At 52.5% G+C, this 16,318-nt stretch carries 17 protein-coding genes; 5 read left to right on the top strand and 12 right to left on the bottom strand.

Annotated features, from left to right (window positions below; genetic code table 11):
- Window positions 1-4: 4 nt before the first annotated feature.
- The 5 genes from chbR to osmE form a co-directional block, all read right to left on the bottom strand.
- Window positions 5-847, bottom strand: coding sequence for a transcriptional regulator ChbR (chbR, locus tag OGV75_RS15040; RefSeq protein ID WP_085951046.1), 843 nt, complete (start codon window positions 845-847; stop codon window positions 5-7).
- Between the two features lie 10 nt (window positions 848-857).
- Entirely contained in the window at window positions 858-1,205 is a 348-nt protein-coding gene (gene chbA, locus OGV75_RS15035; protein ID WP_003030618.1) for a PTS N,N'-diacetylchitobiose transporter subunit IIA, read from the bottom strand.
- Window positions 1,206-1,259: 54 nt separating this feature from the next.
- Window positions 1,260-2,618 carry a PTS N,N'-diacetylchitobiose transporter subunit IIC gene (gene chbC / locus OGV75_RS15030; protein ID WP_003030619.1) on the bottom strand — a complete coding sequence of 453 codons (1,359 nt, stop codon included), beginning with the start codon at window positions 2,616-2,618 and terminating at the stop codon, window positions 1,260-1,262.
- 86 nt (window positions 2,619-2,704) lie between these two features.
- Window positions 2,705-3,025 carry a PTS N,N'-diacetylchitobiose transporter subunit IIB gene (chbB, locus tag OGV75_RS15025; RefSeq protein ID WP_003832547.1) on the bottom strand — a complete coding sequence of 107 codons (321 nt, stop codon included), beginning with the start codon at window positions 3,023-3,025 and terminating at the stop codon, window positions 2,705-2,707.
- Window positions 3,026-3,322: 297 nt separating this feature from the next.
- Complete coding sequence (osmE, locus tag OGV75_RS15020; RefSeq protein WP_003030621.1) at window positions 3,323-3,664, bottom strand: osmotically-inducible lipoprotein OsmE; 342 nt, start codon at window positions 3,662-3,664, stop codon at window positions 3,323-3,325.
- A gap of 210 nt (window positions 3,665-3,874) precedes the next feature.
- On the opposite strand from osmE, the gene nadE reads away from it, so the two are divergent.
- Both nadE and cho read left to right on the top strand, forming a co-directional pair.
- Entirely contained in the window at window positions 3,875-4,705 is an 831-nt protein-coding gene (gene nadE, locus OGV75_RS15015) for an NAD(+) synthase (protein WP_286480847.1), read from the top strand.
- Between the two features lie 133 nt (window positions 4,706-4,838).
- Window positions 4,839-5,726 (top strand): excinuclease Cho, encoded by an 888-nt coding sequence (gene cho, locus OGV75_RS15010; RefSeq protein ID WP_196093927.1) that lies wholly within the window; start codon window positions 4,839-4,841, stop codon window positions 5,724-5,726.
- Here cho and ves read toward each other — a convergent pair.
- The 7 genes from ves to astC all read right to left on the bottom strand — a co-directional run bounded on the left by ves (window position 5,686) and on the right by astC (window position 13,472).
- Window positions 5,686-6,261 (bottom strand): environmental stress-induced protein Ves, encoded by a 576-nt coding sequence (gene ves / locus OGV75_RS15005; RefSeq protein WP_016152850.1) that lies wholly within the window; start codon window positions 6,259-6,261, stop codon window positions 5,686-5,688. The genes cho and ves overlap by 41 nt on opposite strands.
- Window positions 6,262-6,612: 351 nt before the next feature.
- The gene (spy, locus tag OGV75_RS15000) at window positions 6,613-7,098 is read right to left on the bottom strand and encodes an ATP-independent periplasmic protein-refolding chaperone Spy (protein WP_003030629.1); all 486 of its coding nucleotides are present in this window, start codon (window positions 7,096-7,098) and stop codon (window positions 6,613-6,615) included.
- A 349-nt stretch (window positions 7,099-7,447) separates the two neighbouring features.
- Complete coding sequence (gene astE, locus OGV75_RS14995) at window positions 7,448-8,413, bottom strand: succinylglutamate desuccinylase (protein WP_286480846.1); 966 nt, start codon at window positions 8,411-8,413, stop codon at window positions 7,448-7,450.
- The gene (gene astB / locus OGV75_RS14990; protein WP_080858707.1) at window positions 8,406-9,749 is read right to left on the bottom strand and encodes an N-succinylarginine dihydrolase; all 1,344 of its coding nucleotides are present in this window, start codon (window positions 9,747-9,749) and stop codon (window positions 8,406-8,408) included. The genes astE and astB overlap by 8 nt, the downstream gene beginning before the upstream one ends.
- The gene (astD, locus tag OGV75_RS14985) at window positions 9,746-11,224 is read right to left on the bottom strand and encodes a succinylglutamate-semialdehyde dehydrogenase (RefSeq protein WP_049271264.1); all 1,479 of its coding nucleotides are present in this window, start codon (window positions 11,222-11,224) and stop codon (window positions 9,746-9,748) included. The genes astB and astD overlap by 4 nt, the downstream gene beginning before the upstream one ends.
- On the bottom strand, window positions 11,221-12,255 hold the full coding sequence (gene astA, locus OGV75_RS14980; RefSeq protein ID WP_016152846.1) for an arginine N-succinyltransferase: 1,035 nt from the start codon (window positions 12,253-12,255) through the stop codon (window positions 11,221-11,223). Before astA ends, astD begins: the two co-directional genes overlap by 4 nt.
- The gene (gene astC, locus OGV75_RS14975) at window positions 12,252-13,472 is read right to left on the bottom strand and encodes a succinylornithine/acetylornithine transaminase (protein ID WP_137379888.1); all 1,221 of its coding nucleotides are present in this window, start codon (window positions 13,470-13,472) and stop codon (window positions 12,252-12,254) included. Before astC ends, astA begins: the two co-directional genes overlap by 4 nt.
- A 444-nt stretch (window positions 13,473-13,916) precedes the next feature.
- Here astC and xthA point away from each other — a divergent pair, with 444 nt between their 5' ends.
- The 3 genes from xthA to OGV75_RS14960 all read left to right on the top strand — a co-directional run bounded on the left by xthA (window position 13,917) and on the right by OGV75_RS14960 (window position 16,310).
- Window positions 13,917-14,723 carry an exodeoxyribonuclease III gene (gene xthA / locus OGV75_RS14970; RefSeq protein WP_286480845.1) on the top strand — a complete coding sequence of 269 codons (807 nt, stop codon included), beginning with the start codon at window positions 13,917-13,919 and terminating at the stop codon, window positions 14,721-14,723.
- A 223-nt stretch (window positions 14,724-14,946) separates the two neighbouring features.
- Window positions 14,947-15,603 (top strand): TVP38/TMEM64 family protein, encoded by a 657-nt coding sequence (locus tag OGV75_RS14965; RefSeq protein WP_016156322.1) that lies wholly within the window; start codon window positions 14,947-14,949, stop codon window positions 15,601-15,603.
- Window positions 15,600-16,310: a TVP38/TMEM64 family protein gene (locus OGV75_RS14960; protein WP_047358611.1), complete on the top strand. Its 711-nt coding sequence runs from the start codon at window positions 15,600-15,602 to the stop codon at window positions 16,308-16,310. Before OGV75_RS14965 ends, OGV75_RS14960 begins: the two co-directional genes overlap by 4 nt.
- Window positions 16,311-16,318: the final 8 nt, after the last annotated feature.

Raw genomic sequence — 16,318 nt, 5'->3', positions numbered from 1 at the left:
ATATCTACTGATTAAATTCAGTTAATTTCTTACGATAGCTATTAGGTGTAAATGACGTCAGCTTTTTAAACGTTTTAATAAACAGACTTGGACTACTGTAGCCAGATTCGTAAGCAATATCCGTTACAGAATAGTTAGTCATTTCCAGCTGTTTTTTAGCAAAGTTAATGCGGATTTCATTAATGATCTGCATCGGCGTTTTGCTGTAATAACGCTGGGTTGCGCGGGTCAGATACTCCTGGGATTTCGCGGACAGGTGTACCATGTTTTCCAGCGCATTCTCGCTAAACTGCCGTTTGTCATGCATGGTCTCCACGGTGGTTTTAAGCCACTGCGGAATATCATCCAGCACCTGCTCTTCGCGATGATGGCGCAACCGGTTAATAATATAGAAGGTGACCACTTCTACAAATTCATCCAGTCCGCTCTCGCGAAAGTTTAGTGATGCAATAACCGTTTCAATGTAAGTGAGAAACGAATTATTCGCCCGATAGACCTGCGATGCAACGAAACAAAATGGCAGCAGCGGGTGGTAGTGCTGTTCAAAAAAGCGTTTACTGATACCGACGTTCAGGATCCTTGTCGCCCCAAAATCATAAAAACTCTGGTGGTGCGATCCCAATGGAATAAAAACAAAGTCCCCGCGTTCGAGCAATACGCGTTTACCGTTGATTTCCTGATAATAGCGCCCGGTTAAAACCAGGGTAAATTCGTAGTAGTCATGCTGATGCAGCCCGCTGATGCTCTCAGTTTTGTTATAGATGAACACATGGAAATTTTTGCCATTAAACAGCTGCTGTTCATAGACGGTTTTGATTTCCGGTGCGTTAATCTGTAGCTGCATTATGCACTCCTCGCTATTTCAGCTTTTCGTGAAGCTCAATCAGTTCAGTCACCAGCTCACGCGCCAGCATTGATGTCATCAGATGGTCCTGAGCATGAACCAGCACCAGGCTAACTTTCATTTTACCTTCGCCCTGATCGCCTTCAATCAGTTTCGTTTGCACGAGGTGCGCTTCGTTCAGCGCCAGACGGGACTGGTCCATCATAGCCTTAGCTGACTCGAAATCGCCTTGCTTGGCCATTTTGAGCGCGCCGTACGCCAGGCTACGCGCCTGACCGGAGTTGATGATGAGACCCATCACCACTTCTTCGAGTTCTTCTGCTTCTGACTGCGTGTCGACGATGTTCTCGATATCCAACATACTTTTTTCCTCTGGTTCAGTCCGGCATGACCGTGAAGCCATGCCGGATTAAATTTAGAATTTCAATGCGTTAGCGATATCTTCTTCGCTTTCTTCTTGATCAATAACGTTCTGCGCTTTGTTGGCTACCACCACGAACGGCAGGTAAACCAGCGTGGCGATACCGAGGTTGAACAGCGCGACCAGCAGAGCAGCGACGCTACCGTTGGTGTTAAAGAACGCGCCCAAACCGGTTGGCATGGTCCACGGTGCGATGTTGGTAATCGGTGGAATAATGCCGGAGTAATAAGCTGCCAGCGTAATCGCCGCCAGAATCGGCTGCACCAGAATGAACGGGATAAACATCACCGGGTTCATGATGATCGGCAGACCGAACAGGATAGGTTCGTTAATCTGGAACAGGCCTGACGGCAGTGCCAGTTTAGCAACCTGACGATAATCCGGACGACGCGATGCCAGGAAGATAGCGATAATCAGACCCAGCGTAGCCCCGCTACCCCCGAGGAAAATATAGGAGTCGAGCATCGGTTTCGCCCAGACGTGGAAGGTCTTTCCAGCTTCCAGCGCGGCGTCTACGGAACCAAACTGTTGGTAAATGGAGATGTTTTCCAGCGCCCATGGCGTCATGATACCGCTGTCCAGCGCGGTCAGCGCCAGTGAACCGTGAATACCGAAGAACCACAGCAGCGGAACAAAAATCACGTAGGCCCAACCCACCACGCTGCCCAGCGATGCCAGCGGAGTTGAAATGGAATCCATGATGATCTGGTGGAAGTTCGTACCCCAGGTGTTCAATGCCCAGGCGATGATCCCCATAATGGAGAGGATAAGGAAGCCAGGAATCAGCGCAGAGAAAGAGCGCGACACGGATGTCGGTACGCTATCGGGTAATTTAATTACCCAATTGCGACGGACCACAAAGGTGAACATTTCCGCGACCGCGAGGCCGATAATAATACCGGAAATAATATTGGCACCGCCGAGCCAGTTCGCGCCAACGGCATAGGCTTCACCCACGCTATATGGCGTTACGGTCATAAATGCGGCGACGGATAACAGCCCGGCAGCCAGTGAGTCGACTTTGCGTTCTTCTGCCAGCGCCATACCGATAAAGAACGGCGCCATCAATGACATGATACCCAGCGTACCGTTATAGACGTTTCCACCAATGCCTTTCAAACTATTCAGCGTTTCAATAGTTGAAGCATCAAGTCGAATGCCCATTGAATAAAAAAACGACCCCTCCCCAAAGCTCAGGAAAACGTTATTGATTAATACAAACATGGCCCCAGCGAGGGTTAACGGCATTAAACGAATAAAACCGTTTTTGATTGCATTAACGTGTGGCTGCTTTCCAATTTTTACAGCAAAAGGAAGGAGTACCTTTTCAAGTGAAGCAATAGCGTTACTCATAGAAAAATACCCTTAAATACCGCAATTAATAATTACGGTGAATGTTAATGAAATAACTCTTTGACGGGAAAATTAAAATAAAATAATTAATTTGCTGCGGCTTTTTTAATTGCTGCAACCGCAGCCTTAAGCACGCCTAAACCATCGACTTTGCCATACAGCAGCGAGTCAATCACTTCCACAGGCTTGTTGGGTAACAAACGCTGAATTTCGGGCAACATATAAGCAATTTGTGGACCTAATAATACAACATCGGCCACTGGACCTTTTTCTCCGGCCAGCGTTTCAGGAAACGCTTCAATAATAACCGGTACTTCGTATTTTTCGGCCTGAGCACGCATCTTCGAAACCAACAATGAAGTCGACATGCCCGCAGAACAAAACAGATAAATGTGTTTCTTTTCCATTAAAACGATCCTCATGTGCGATTATCTGTCACCAGACACTCCGCAAGCCCTAACCTGCATCCATGCTCTGGGTAACTTGCGTCAGCTAAATTACTTTTTTAGGTGGCTGAAATGAGTATACGGGATTGCACCGGCGGATGGTATTTCCTTGACCAACTAAATTGTCTCTCCTTGACCTGGCGTTATGACCACCCTCACACTTCAGGCAAATAATTCGCGTCAATAATTAAGATCGTGTGACATAAAAAAACCGGCGCAGTGGCCGGTTTTCCCGAGTGCTCAGGCAATAAACAGTTGTTACTTCTTCGCTGCCTGCGGGTCGGTGTCGTACTCTGCGCAGGTCTGGTAGCCAGAGTTAATCACGTGTCCGGTGTCATCTAAAGCAACAAAATAGGTCTCAGCTTTACCATCTCGTTGACCCAGGATGTAGGTCTGACACGTCCCACGCGCATGGATCATACTGACTTCGGAAGACGGTTTACCGGCAATCTGCGCTACCTGCGCCCGGCTCATCCCTTTCTTCACATCTTTCACCACGGGCTGAACAAATTGGTCTTTCGTACGATCGTAGGCCGTACACCCTGCCAGCATAGTCAAAACAGCCGCTGCGCTCAGAATTCCTGTTAGATTCTTGTTCATATTCCGTCCTCTTGTATTTCAGCGTGTTATATAAGCCTGGAGCACAACAACGCATTTTTCAAGCAATCAGAGGATACTTAGGTGGTTTCGGAAAATTCTATTAAAACAAAATGATGCTATATCAGGCTCGCATCCCTTGTCGTTTGGGCCTCAACGCGTTAGCTTTAACACATCATTTTTTTGATCATTTTATTTTTCGGAGGGGGTTAAATGACTCTGCAGCAAGAGATAATCCAGGCGCTTGGCGCAAAACCGCACATCGATGCAGAAGAAGAAATTCGCCGCAGCGTGGATTTCCTGAAATCGTATCTGCAGACCTACCCCTTTCTGAAATCGCTGGTGTTGGGAATTAGCGGCGGACAGGACTCAACGCTCGCGGGAAAACTGTGCCAGATGGCGATCACCGAGCTGCGAAAAGAAACGGGTAATGACGCACTGCAGTTTATTGCCGTACGCCTACCGTATGGTGTTCAGGCCGATGAGCAGGACTGCCAGGATGCCATCGCCTTTATTCAACCGGACCGCGTACTGACCGTCAATATTAAGGGCGCGGTGCTGGCCAGCGAGCAGGCCCTGCGTGGAGCGGGTATTGAACTGAGCGATTTTGTGCGCGGCAATGAAAAAGCCCGTGAACGTATGAAGGCACAATACAGTATCGCCGGCATGACCAGCGGGGTTGTCGTGGGTACCGATCATGCTGCAGAAGCCATCACCGGATTTTTCACTAAGTACGGCGATGGCGGTACCGACATTAACCCACTATTTCGTCTGAACAAGCGCCAGGGCAAACAACTGCTCGCCGCGCTGGGGTGCCCGGAGCACTTATATAAGAAAGCACCAACTGCTGACCTCGAGGACGATCGCCCTTCTCTGCCGGATGAAGCCGCACTGGGCGTCACTTACGACAACATCGACGACTATCTGGAAGGAAAAACGCTGGATGCCGACGTCGCAAAAAAAATTGAAGGCTGGTACGTGAAAACTGAGCATAAACGTCGCACACCGATCACCGTGTTTGATGATTTCTGGAAAAAAGCGTAATCCTTTTCCCTTCAAAATGCCGGGTAGCGCCAGGATTGGCCCTATCTGGCATTAGCCTGCTGAATCTCATGCCGCTTTTTTAATCGCCCTCAAACTGCTACACTGGATGAATAACCAGCATCTGGAGTCAACAGTGGTACAGCGTCAATCAGCCCCTCGTCTGACATTTGAGGCAGCGGCAATCTATGAATATCCCGAGCACCTGCGCCCGTTTTTGAGTGCGCTTCCCACCGCGCCAGGCGTCTATCTGTTTCACAGTGATAGCGACACCATGCCGCTTTATATTGGTAAAAGTGTCAATATTCGCAGCCGTGTGCTGGCGCATCTGCGTACCGCAGACGAAGCGAGTATGCTGCGTCAGGCCAGGCGCATTAGCTGGATTTGTACGGCCGGAGAAATTGGCGCCCTGCTGCTGGAAGCGCGGCTTATCAAAGAACAGCAGCCCCTGTTTAACAAACGGCTGCGACGCAATCGCCAGCTGTGTGCCTTGCAGCTTACCGACCGAACGGTTCAGGTGGTCTACGCACGAGATATTGATTTCTCCCATGCCCCCAATCTGTTTGGCCTGTTTGCCAACCGCCGCGCGGCGCTACAGACGCTGCAAAGCCTCGCCGATGAACAACAGCTGTGCTACGGCCTGTTGGGACTGGAACCCCTCAGCCACGGGCGCGCCTGTTTTCGCTCCGCGCTTAAACGCTGCGCCGGAGCCTGCTGTGGGAAAGAAAGCCCTGAAGCGCATCATGTGCGTCTGGTAGAAGCCCTGGAAAGAGTGCGCGTAATCTGCTGGCCGTGGAGCAATGCCATTGCGCTGCAGGAAACCCGCGCTGAAATGACGCAGTACCATATCATCAATAACTGGCTGTGGCTGGGAGCCGTTTCAACGCTGGATGAGGCAGCTACACTGGCGCGAATGCCGGCCGGCTTTGATCAAGATGGCTACAAAATTCTCTGCCGGCCTATTCTGTCTGGTCAATATGACATTATTGAACTGAGTCCGGAGAATGCCCCGGCATCCAGTTGATCTCGCTGAACAGCAGTTTCCCCTCGCGCTCCAGCAGTCGTAACGTGTGTTTACCGTCGTGCCAGCTTGCACCCTGATCGACGGTCAACAACTTATCACCCAGTTGCCAGGCTCCGCTGATAACAAACACTACGCCGCCGCGCGAACCAAAGGTCGTAAAGGTGCGATCGGCAACTCTGACTTTTGCCTGGCAGACATCACGTCGGGTCATGATATTAAAATCCATCGACATCTGCCCTTCCGTCAGCTTCGCTTTTACCACCTTGTCACCGGCAAAGGTAAAAGGCTGATGCTGTTTCAGGGTATGTGTGAAGGTGTTCGGCTCTTCCAGCGTCACTTCTCCACCTTCCAGCAGGGTAATCACGCGTTCTACGCCGGGAAAAAGAGAAAACTCTCCATTCGCTGCGATGGAGGCGATACTCGCCCGCCAGTGAAAATCTCGTGTTGCTGGCGGAAAACAGCAAATCTCACGCGTTTCTCCCGCACCATTTCGCCACAGATTGACCGGCATTTTGCGGATATCAAAGTATTCCATCATCCCTCCAGAAAGGCGCAGCACGGCAGCCCACCGTAAACAGGCAGCCATAAATCATCATTGTTATGTTCACTCTGCAGATTATTGTTATCGGCAGCAGAGTTGATTTGCCTTAGCGATGAACCCGGTGTTTTGCAAAAAAGAACAACGCGCCCTCCAGGTGGAATTTTCGCGGGCTTCAGGAGAATAACGTGTCACAAGCGCGGTGCAAGAGGCAGCAAAGAAAAAACCGCCGATCCTGCCCACCTCGTTAAACGTGTTGTGGACAAGAGCGGCGGTCTTGAGTTTGGTTTCACACTGTGCGGCAATCAGCACACACAGCGTGAATGATATAGTGTAGACGCTGAACGATTACTCAGCAGCTTGCGGCATTTTACCCTTCTGCGCGGCACGTTCTGTCAGACGCTTCTCAAAATTGGCATTAAACTGCTTTTTCTGTTCCGGGGTCAGAATGTTGTAAATCTTGTTCTGAGTTTCCATGTGCGCCAGCATGTTGGCTTTGCGCTGTTCTTCCATCTTCGCAATCTGCGCTTCCGCTTTCGCTTTATCGAAGCTATCGCTGGCAATGATGTCGTGCATTGCGCGGCGCTCTTCCAGCGGCGGACGTTTCATCTGATCACGCTGACCTTTCATGATCTCGCGAATCTGCTGTTTCTGCGCATCGGTCAGGTTCAGGTCTTTAAACATCATGTCGTGATGCGGGGCAAACTTACCGTTGTGGTGCATCATTGGTTTGGCATCAGCTGGCGCAGCTGTTGTCGTGTCAGCGGCGTGGGCCAGGTTAGCAGCGCCCAGCGCCAGGGTAGAGGCAACAAACAGAGCAGTCAGTTTACGCATAATTTCTATCCTTTCTTTCAGTTATTTTTACGACACTCATGCGACTCTTATGCAATGTGATGTCGTGTTGACGAGATTAACTTTACCGGCTTAAGCGTCAATTAATCAGAGCAACGGTAAAACAATGAAAGTGTAAAAAACAAACTTTCATCAATTATGGAGAAAAAAAGAATAAATTGCGCAGAGTTGCAATAAAAAATTACAACAGGATGATTTTGAAGGGATTATGAAGAACTATACCTCATCCCTGATTATTAAGAAAGCAATTCACCAGGAATAATCCGTAATAAATAAAAACAGCACGCAAAAATAAGCCCTTAGGGATAAACCAAAAGGGCATATATATTTGTCACAATTTTTCGAGCATCAATCCTGCACGTAAACCACAGGCCACGTTTGGATTTGGAAAAAGAACGTATTCAACATCATGGGTGACGGTAAAACGTTCATCACCGTCCTGCGCCAGCAAGGTGCCCTCTGTAAAAGGGGTAAAGTTGAGCGTCTGGTTATCCATGTGAAGAATGAAATCGTCGCTACGCCGCGTGATTTGCGACACCACGCGGTAACGCAGCGGAGATGTTTCTCCCGGTGACATTCGCTCGCCCTTTAGCAGCTTCGCCAGCGCATCTGCCGTCTGCGCAAACTGAGTCAGATCGTTTTGTCCAAACGGCAGCGCTTTACCCAGTTCCAGCGTGCAGGCCAGCGCGCCAAAATGTTCAGCGCTAAAATGGGTGAACGTGCCGCCAGGTGTCTGATGGAAAACCAGCGCCTCCAGCCCTGCCTCTCCCAGCCATCCCAAAAAATCTTCGTCCCAGGCAACGTTGCGTTGTGGCAACACGCCAAAGCGCAGATGCTGCGAGCCGCGAATCGCGGTGTGCAGATCCAGATGCCAGCGGACTGGCTCTTTCGCCTGCGAATAAAAATCCTCCAGACACAGCTCAAGCTGATGGGCTCGGTGCGTTTCTTCGCTCGCGGCAAAAATCTGCCAACGGCCGCCAAACATACGGTTCAGGTCGCTATGACAATAACGTTGTCCCGCCGCCAGCGCCTGCGGGTTCCCCAGAATCACCAGCAGCCGCCATGTGAGCGTTAGTTCACCGCTAAACAGCCTGGAGAGAATTGAATCAAGTATCTCTACAGGGGCCGTTTCATTGCCGTGGATCCCCGCAGACAGCACCAGCGAATATTCCGCCGGAGTGTCCGGCGTCAGCTCCAGAATTCCGTGACCAATCCACTGCCAGGAAAAGCCGCGAGCTGTGCCCTCGGTTGTCTCGGGGGTTATCCCTGCCAGCGTCTGGGCCAGAAAATTATCCATGGCTGGTCCTCTCCTGCTGGAAGGGATACACAGAGCCGAGGTTGAGCAATTGCGTCAACGTATCCAGCGCTTCACGCCCCTCACGTAACAGCTGCGGGTCGGCAAGGTCGGCGGCGGTAAGACGATCGCGATAGTAACGGTCGATCCAATTATTCAGCGTGTTAAACAGATTATCGTTCATGATAACCGCCGGATTTACGGCCTGCAGCTCCTGTGGCGTAAGCACCACTCTCAGGCGCAGACATGCCGGACCGCCGCCGTTGGACATACTTTCACGCAGATCGAATACCTGCAGGTCATCGATCGGATTGTCTTCCTCGAGCAGACGGTTCAAATACCGCCACACGCCCGCATGCTCCCGACACTCCTGCGGCAGGACCAGCATCATCGAACCGTCATCACGGCTCAATAGCTGGCTGTTAAACAGATAGGTGGTCACCGCATCCTGCACCGACACTTCCGCAGCCGGGACTTCCAGCGGGGTAAAACCTGCCACCTGACTGCGTAACTGCTCGAACAACGCCTGCTGTCTGGCAAACGCCAGCTGATGACAAAACAGTACCTGGCGATTCGACACCGCAATCACATCGTTATGAAACACGCCAAGATCGATAACGTCCGGGTTTTGTTGGGCAAAAATGCGCTGATGCGGGTTAACCTGATTCAGTCGGGCGACCGCCTCGCTGGCCTCACGGGATTGCCTCGCCGGATAGCGCTTCGGATGGGACGCATTCCCTTCTTCACGACCGTAAACAAACAGCTGTACGCCAGGGTCGCCGTAATCCCCGCCGAGGCGGTTATGGTTTGCCGCACCTTCATCACCGAATAGCGCAACCTGGGGTAACGCACCGTGGACCGTAAAACTATTCTCATCACGGAAAATCGCCCGTAGCAACGCTTCGGTGGTCGGCGCTTCCAGCGAACGGTGAAACTTATTATTCAGATTCGCCACCGTCAGATGCACTTTCCCGTCCAGCGCATCGGCTGAAGGGCAGACCGTTGCCGCATTCGCCACCCACATAGACGATGCGGAGCTGGCGCTGGAGAGCCAGTGAGGCGCCTGACGCGCCACGTTCTCCAGTATCTGTTCGTCGCGGCCGGTAAAGCCCAACTGACGCAGCACCGGAATATACGGCCGCTCATGAGGCGGGATCACCGCCTGGGGAAATCCCGCATCCGCCAGCGCTTTCATCTTTAGCAGACCCTGCTTCGCCGCCAGACGCGGGTTCGATACCTGAAAACGATGTTTGGTTGAGGCCTCATTACCAAATGACAGCCCCGCATAGTGGTGGGTCAGCCCCACCAGACCATCAAAATTTACCTCACGGGCTTTCATAGCTTATCCTCGCGAGAAAAATCCAGGCCGGGGCTAAGCGTCGTTGGCAGCGTTAGGGCCGGTGATTCCAGACTTGCCATCGGCCAGGCGCAATAATCTGCGGCATACCACGCGCTGGCGCGATGGTTCCCGGAAGCGCCAACGCCGCCAAACGGCGCTGTACTCGCCGCGCCGGTTAACGGCTTATTCCAGTTGACGATCCCGGCCCGCGCCTCAAGCAGCAGTTGATCAAACTGGCTGCGATCGGGGGAAACCAACCCACACGACAATCCAAAGCGGGTGTTGTTCGCCATACGAATTGCGTCATCAAAGCTGTCATAACGCCAGACGCCAAGCAGCGGTCCAAAGACCTCTTCATCGGGTACGTTCGCTGCCCCGGTCAGTTCGATGATCCCTGGGGTGAGCAGTGACGTTCCGGCTTGCACCAGACGTGGCGCTAACAGCGTCCGGCCTCCTAACGACTCCAGACGCTGCCAGGCATCATAGACATGCCGCGCGGCCTGTTCGGAAATCAGCCCGCCAATAAATGGCTGCGGTTCTGCATCCCAGTTGCCGGGCATTAAACGCTGGCTGACGTCCACCAGACGCGTCAGGAACGCATCCCCCTGCGCGCCTTTTTTAACTAACAGGCGACGGGCGCAGGTACAACGCTGTCCGGCGGTGACAAACGCGGATTGAATAGTCAGATGCACTGCGGCATCAATATCTTCCGGGTTCTCAATAATCAGCGGGTTGTTGCCCCCCATCTCCAGAGCGAGGATTTTTTCCGGCTGGCCGGATAGCTGTCGATGCAGTTGATAACCAGTATTGGCACTGCCGGTAAACAGCAGGCCATCGAGATCGTCCTGCCCGCTCAGCGCCTGCCCCGTATCGCGACCGCCCTGCACCAGGTTCAGCACACCCGGCGGCAATCCCGCCTGCTCCCACAGCTTTGTCACGGCTTCACCGGTCCACGGCGTCAGCTCGCTGGGTTTGAAAATCAATGTGTTGCCTGCCAGCAGTGCCGGAACAATATGACCATTGGGTAAATGGCCAGGGAAGTTATACGGGCCAAAAACCGCCAGCACGCCGTGCGGGCGATGGCGCAACGTCGCTGCGCCATCCGGTAATTCGCTGTGATGCTCTCCAGTACGCGCATGCCAGGCTTTCACGGAGATGGCAATTTTATTGATCATCGCCGTCAGTTCCGTAGCGGCTTCCCAACGGGGTTTGCCGGTTTCCCGGGCGATAATCTGTGTGAGTTCGGCTTTATTGCTTTCCAGCAATGAGGCAAATTTTTCAACAATGGCCTGGCGTGCGCCAAAGGGCTGTTTAGCCCAACTGGCAAAGGCTGCGCGCGCGGCCCGGCACGCCTGCGCCACCTGTGCTGCATCGGCATCATTCCCCTGCCACAGCACATCACCGCTTACGGGATTGGTTTTCACCCGACGCTCGCCCAGCCCCGTCACCCAGTCGCCGTTTATCCATAATGTCATGCTGTTTTCTCCTCTGCACAAAGACGCACAAAACGTACATGGTCGCCCGCGTGACATTTCAGGGCGTCCAGTTGCGCCGCCGTCAGCACCAGACGCTGAGTATCCGGGTCGGCACGAACCAACATGACGCGGAAGTTTTGATAATTTTCATTGGCAACCAGACAAGCAGGATAGTCGCCCGGCGCAGGCTGCCCTTCAGCCACCTCCACCAGCCTGCTCTTACGGATAGCCCGTACCCGGTCAATATCGCACTCCAGGGTCGGTCCGCCGTCGAAAATATCGACGTAGTTGCGGTAGCGAAATCCTTCTTTCTCCAGCACCGCCCGCGCAGGAGCCGTTTGCGGATGCACCTGACCAATCACGCTTTGCGCTTCGTCAGACAGGAAATGGGTATAAATCGGATGCTTAGGCATCAGTTCAGCAATAAAGGCTTTTTGCCCGGTTCCGCAGAGAAAATCCGCCCGGCTGAACTCCATTGAGAAAAAACGTTTGCCGAGGCTTTGCCAAAACGGAGAGTAGCCGTGTTCATCGATCACGCCGCGCATCTCGGCCACGACCTTCTCATTGAACCGGTCACGAAAGGCCGCCATAAACATAAAGCGCGACTTCGACAACAAATAGCCGTTGCCTTCTTTACGCCAGTCCGGATCGAGAAACAGAGAACAAAGTTCGCTACTGCCCGTGTGATCGTTACTCAGAAACAGTGTCGGCAGCGCGTTATACACGTTCAGCTCTTTCGAGGCGTGCACCAGTGTACCGACCCGGTAGTTGTACCAGGGATCGTTAAGCCCCACCGCCACCTCAATGGCGCAAATCCCTGCCACGGTTCCGCTGGCGCTGTCTTCAAGCACAAACACATATCCCTGCTCACTTTTGGGCAACTCACCGCGCCAGGTTTGTAGCGAACGTTCGATACGCGCCATCAGCGTAGCTTCATTCGCCGGTAGCGATGTCAACCCGCCGCCGGTCTTACTGGCAAGCTGCATCAGCGCGGTGATATCAGCGCGTTCAATGGGACGAATCACCATCATGATGAACCTCCTGCTTTAATGCGTTCGCAGGCCAGCGCAAAGCGATCCAGTCCGGTGGCGATTTCTTCTTCGCTGACGTTTAACGCTGGCGCAAACCGCACCACATTAGCGCCAGCAATCAGCACCATCACTCCGGCAACGGCCGCTTCTTGCGAGATGAGTTTTGCTTTCCCGGCAAATTCCGCGTTTAGCACACAGCCAATCAGCAGTCCGAGTCCACGAATTTCACTAAACAGTCCAAAACGTTCGTTAATGGCGTTAATACGCTCCACAAACCAGTCGTGGCGCTGTTTCACTCCGTTAAGCACTTCCGGCGTGTTAACAATTTCCAGCAGTTTTCCCGCCACCGCAGTAGCCAGCGGGTTTCCGCCGTAGGTTGTACCGTGCGTACCGACCGTCATCACACTGGCGCAACGCTCTGTCACCAGCAGTGCGCCGATGGGGAAACCGCCGCCCAGCGCTTTCGCTGTCGTCAGCAGGTCCGGCGTAACGCCGTAGTGCATGTAGGCATACAGTTCGCCGGTACGACCAACTCCGGTCTGAACTTCATCAAAAATCAACAGCGCATTATGGCGATCGCATAATTCACGCAGCCCCTGCAAAAAGGCGTTTGTTGCCGGCACTACGCCGCCTTCCCCCTGCACCGGCTCCACAATAACCGCACAGGTGTTGTCATCAATCAGTTGGCTGGCAGAGTCGAGATCGTTATACACGGCATGGCGGATATCCGGCGGCAGCGGCGCGAAGTCCTGTGAATAGGCGGGCTGTCCTCCGGCACTGACGGTAAACAGCGTGCGACCATGGAAAGCATTTTTAAACGCCACAATGCCGCTCTTCTGGCTACCAAAACGATCGTGGGCATATTTACGTGCCAGTTTTAATGCCGCTTCGTTAGCTTCTGCGCCAGAGTTACAGAAGAAAATACGCTCGGCAAAAGTGGCATCAATCAGCTTTTTCGCCAGGCGCAGCACCGGCTCGTTGGTGTAGCCATTTCCCGTATGCCAGAATTTGCTCGCCTGGTCGTTTAATGCCTCGCGCAATGCCGGATGTGCATGACCCAGCGCGTTAACCGCAATGCCTCCCGCGAAATCGATATACTCTTTACCCTGCTGATCCCACAGACGTGAACCTTCGCCACGCACCGGAATAAAAGGGGCCGGAGCGTATACGGGCATCATCCATTCATCAAAATTTTCACGCGTAATTGACAGAGACATAGCGACCTCAACGGTAAATAAAAGGTTATTTATATGTTAATAAATATAGTGTTTGCGGTGTAAATGTAGATTGCAGGCTTCGTGCCAGCCAGCGAAAAAAGTGCATAAACGGAGGGCGGTGACGGAATATCAACGAGTTACAACCTGACGATATTCACTGTATGTGCATATAAAGTGAATATGTTTGCGTACCAGATGACTAAACAGAGGAAAAAACGCAATTTTATTCAGTCGCCAAATATAATTCTGGAATTGTGATCGTATACGAAATTTATCGGAAATTATTGCTCTATTCCGACGCGCTACGCGCCAAAACGGTGCAGTTTTTGCTCCATCGTTAACACCATTAGCAATCATTGTTGGAATCAGGTGACAAGAAGCAGTCAGCCTGCAGAAATTCTGCTACCATCCTTGCACTATTCATCTTGCAAAGTGGCAGCGACTATGAAATTTGTCTCTTTTAATATCAACGGCCTGCGTGCCCGTCCCCATCAACTGGCAGCCATTGTCGAAAAACACCAACCGGATGTTATTGGCTTACAGGAGACAAAAGTCCACGACGATATGTTCCCTCTCGAAGAGGTAGCAAAGCTGGGTTATAACGTCTTTTATCACGGTCAGAAAGGCCACTACGGCGTAGCACTATTAACGAAAGAAACGCCGATTGCGGTGCGTCGTGGCTTCCCGGGTGATGGCGAAGAAGCGCAGCGTCGTATCATCATGGCGGAAATTCCGTCGCCTCTGGGCAACATCACGGTGATTAACGGCTATTTCCCGCAGGGCGAAAGCCGTGACCATGAAACCAAGTTCCCGGCCAAAGCCGCGTTTTATCAGAACCTACAAAACTACCTGGAGACTGAACTGAAGCGCGACAATCCGGTATTGATCATGGGCGATATGAATATCAGCCCAACCGACCTCGATATCGGTATTGGCGAAGAGAACCGTAAACGCTGGCTGCGTACCGGCAAATGTTCCTTCCTGCCAGAAGAGCGCGAGTGGATGGAGCGTCTGCTGGGCTGGGGCCTGGTAGATACCTACCGTCACGCCTGGCCTGAAAAGAACGACCAGTTCTCGTGGTTTGATTACCGCTCAAAAGGCTTTGATGATAACCGTGGCCTGCGTATCGATCTGCTGCTGGCGAGCAAACCGCTGGCGGAGCGCTGCGAAGAAACCGGCATCGACTATGAAATCCGCAGCATGGAAAAGCCGTCCGACCATGCGCCTGTATGGGCTAAATTCCGCGTCTGATCGTCTGCGTATTTTCACTCTCCGGGCCTGGCCTGGAGAGTCTGTTTATTCTGTGCAAAATCAATAAAGCCACGGTAATACATTGTTGCGGCCGGAAATTTATTATATCTTCGCGCGCACTTTTCGCTGACGAAAACGCCGCATTGCACTCGGTTTTACAGGAGAACCCCCATGAAAAAGAAGTTCGCATAACGCAGAATACCGGCTGCTAATTGTTGCGGTATTGTTCTGCGTTCTGGCGGGAGTTTTCCATCATTACGGTCTGACCGATCTGATCACCAATTTCCATCATTTACAAGATGTCATCCGCCAAAGCGGCCTGTTCGGCTATACCCTTTATATCCTGCTGTTTATAGTTGCCGCGCTGTGTCTGATCCCAGGCAGCATCCTGGTGATCGTCGGCGGTGTGCTGTTTGGCCCGGTGACAGGGACGCTTATCTCGTTAGTGGCGGCAACCATGGCTTCGGCGCTGTCATTTATGCTGGCTCGCTGGCTTGGCCGGGAATTACTGCTGAAATACGTTGGCCACACTGCAACGTTTCAGGCTATCGAAAAAGGCATTGCCCATAGCGGAGTAGACTTTCTGATCCTGACCCGGCTCGTGCCACTGTTCCCCTATAACATTCAAAACTATGCCTATGGGCTGACGGCCATTCCGTTCTGGTCATTTACCGTGATATCTGCGCTAACCACCTTACCCGGCATCTTTATCTATACGCTGATGTCGCACGAACTGGCCAGCGAAGGGATTAGCTGGGCATTTATCGGTAAACTCAGCGTTGCGGGGCTGGCGCTATTCGTCCTCGTTCAGGCCGCCAAAGCCTGGGCGCGGCATAAACATGTCGATCCGGCGCCCGGTCACGAGTACGCGGGTAAATGATCAAGATGAATAAAGCGCGGCGGACACGCTATTACCGTATAAGCTTGCTTGCCCTGCTGCTGCTCGCCCTGATGGCGTGGGCGTGGATACCTGGCGTGAGTGATTTTCTTCACGCCAGCCTGGCGGCATTTACCACGCTCGATCAGCATGCTCTTGAGAACTTCATTCGTTCTTACGGAACCCAGGCGGCGGTCGTGTCGTTCTTCCTGATGATCTTACAGGCCATCGTCGCGCCGCTTCCCGCCTTTGTGATCACCTTTGCCAACGCCTCGCTGTTTGGCGCATTTTGGGGCGGCGTTCTGTCCTGGAGCAGCGCGATGGCAGGCGCGGCGCTGTGCTTTTTTATTGCCCGCGTTTTAGGTCGCAGCGCCGTGGAAAAACTGACCGGAAAAACGGTGCTGAACAACATGGACACTTTTTTCGAGCGCTATGGCAAGCACACAATTCTTGTCTGTCGCCTGTTACCTTTTGTGCCGTTCGACCCGGTAAGCTACGCAGCAGGCCTGACCTCGATTCGTTTTCGCCATTTCTTCATCGCCACCGGCATCGGTCAGTTACCGGCCACTATCGTCTATTCATGGGCTGGTAGCCTGTTAACCGGCGGCACATTTTGGTTTGTTACCGGCCTGTTCATCCTGTTCGCTCTGAGCGTGGTGATTGCCGTTGCCAAAAGCCTTTATCTTGAGCATCAACGGAAAAAGACCTGAGTCTTTCC

It is taken from the genome of Citrobacter sp. Cb028 (genome assembly GCF_030336705.1).
GTDB classification, from domain to species: Bacteria; Pseudomonadota; Gammaproteobacteria; order Enterobacterales; family Enterobacteriaceae; genus Citrobacter; species Citrobacter braakii.
Note: the sequence above shows the minus strand (reverse complement) of the source record. Positions and strands in the feature narration are given on the sequence as shown.

Bases quoted from the DNA above. Each gene is read 5' to 3' on its own strand.
- chbA (WP_003030618.1), bottom strand. From the start codon at position 1,205: ATGTTGGATATCGAGAACATCGTCGACACGCAGTCAGAAGCAGAAGAA.
- chbC (WP_003030619.1), bottom strand. From the start codon at position 2,618: ATGAGTAACGCTATTGCTTCACTTGAAAAGGTACTCCTTCCTTTTGCT.
- chbB (WP_003832547.1), bottom strand. From the start codon at position 3,025: ATGGAAAAGAAACACATTTATCTGTTTTGTTCTGCGGGCATGTCGACT.
- osmE (WP_003030621.1), bottom strand. From the start codon at position 3,664: ATGAACAAGAATCTAACAGGAATTCTGAGCGCAGCGGCTGTTTTGACT.
- nadE (WP_286480847.1), top strand. From the start codon at position 3,875: ATGACTCTGCAGCAAGAGATAATCCAGGCGCTTGGCGCAAAACCGCAC.
- ves (WP_016152850.1), bottom strand. From the start codon at position 6,261: ATGGAATACTTTGATATCCGCAAAATGCCGGTCAATCTGTGGCGAAAT.
- spy (WP_003030629.1), bottom strand. From the start codon at position 7,098: ATGCGTAAACTGACTGCTCTGTTTGTTGCCTCTACCCTGGCGCTGGGC.
- astE (WP_286480846.1), bottom strand. From the start codon at position 8,413: ATGGATAATTTTCTGGCCCAGACGCTGGCAGGGATAACCCCCGAGACA.
- astB (WP_080858707.1), bottom strand. From the start codon at position 9,749: ATGAAAGCCCGTGAGGTAAATTTTGATGGTCTGGTGGGGCTGACCCAC.
- astD (WP_049271264.1), bottom strand. From the start codon at position 11,224: ATGACATTATGGATAAACGGCGACTGGGTGACGGGGCTGGGCGAGCGT.
- astA (WP_016152846.1), bottom strand. From the start codon at position 12,255: ATGATGGTGATTCGTCCCATTGAACGCGCTGATATCACCGCGCTGATG.
- astC (WP_137379888.1), bottom strand. From the start codon at position 13,472: ATGTCTCTGTCAATTACGCGTGAAAATTTTGATGAATGGATGATGCCC.
- xthA (WP_286480845.1), top strand. From the start codon at position 13,917: ATGAAATTTGTCTCTTTTAATATCAACGGCCTGCGTGCCCGTCCCCAT.
- OGV75_RS14960 (WP_047358611.1), top strand. From the start codon at position 15,600: ATGATCAAGATGAATAAAGCGCGGCGGACACGCTATTACCGTATAAGC.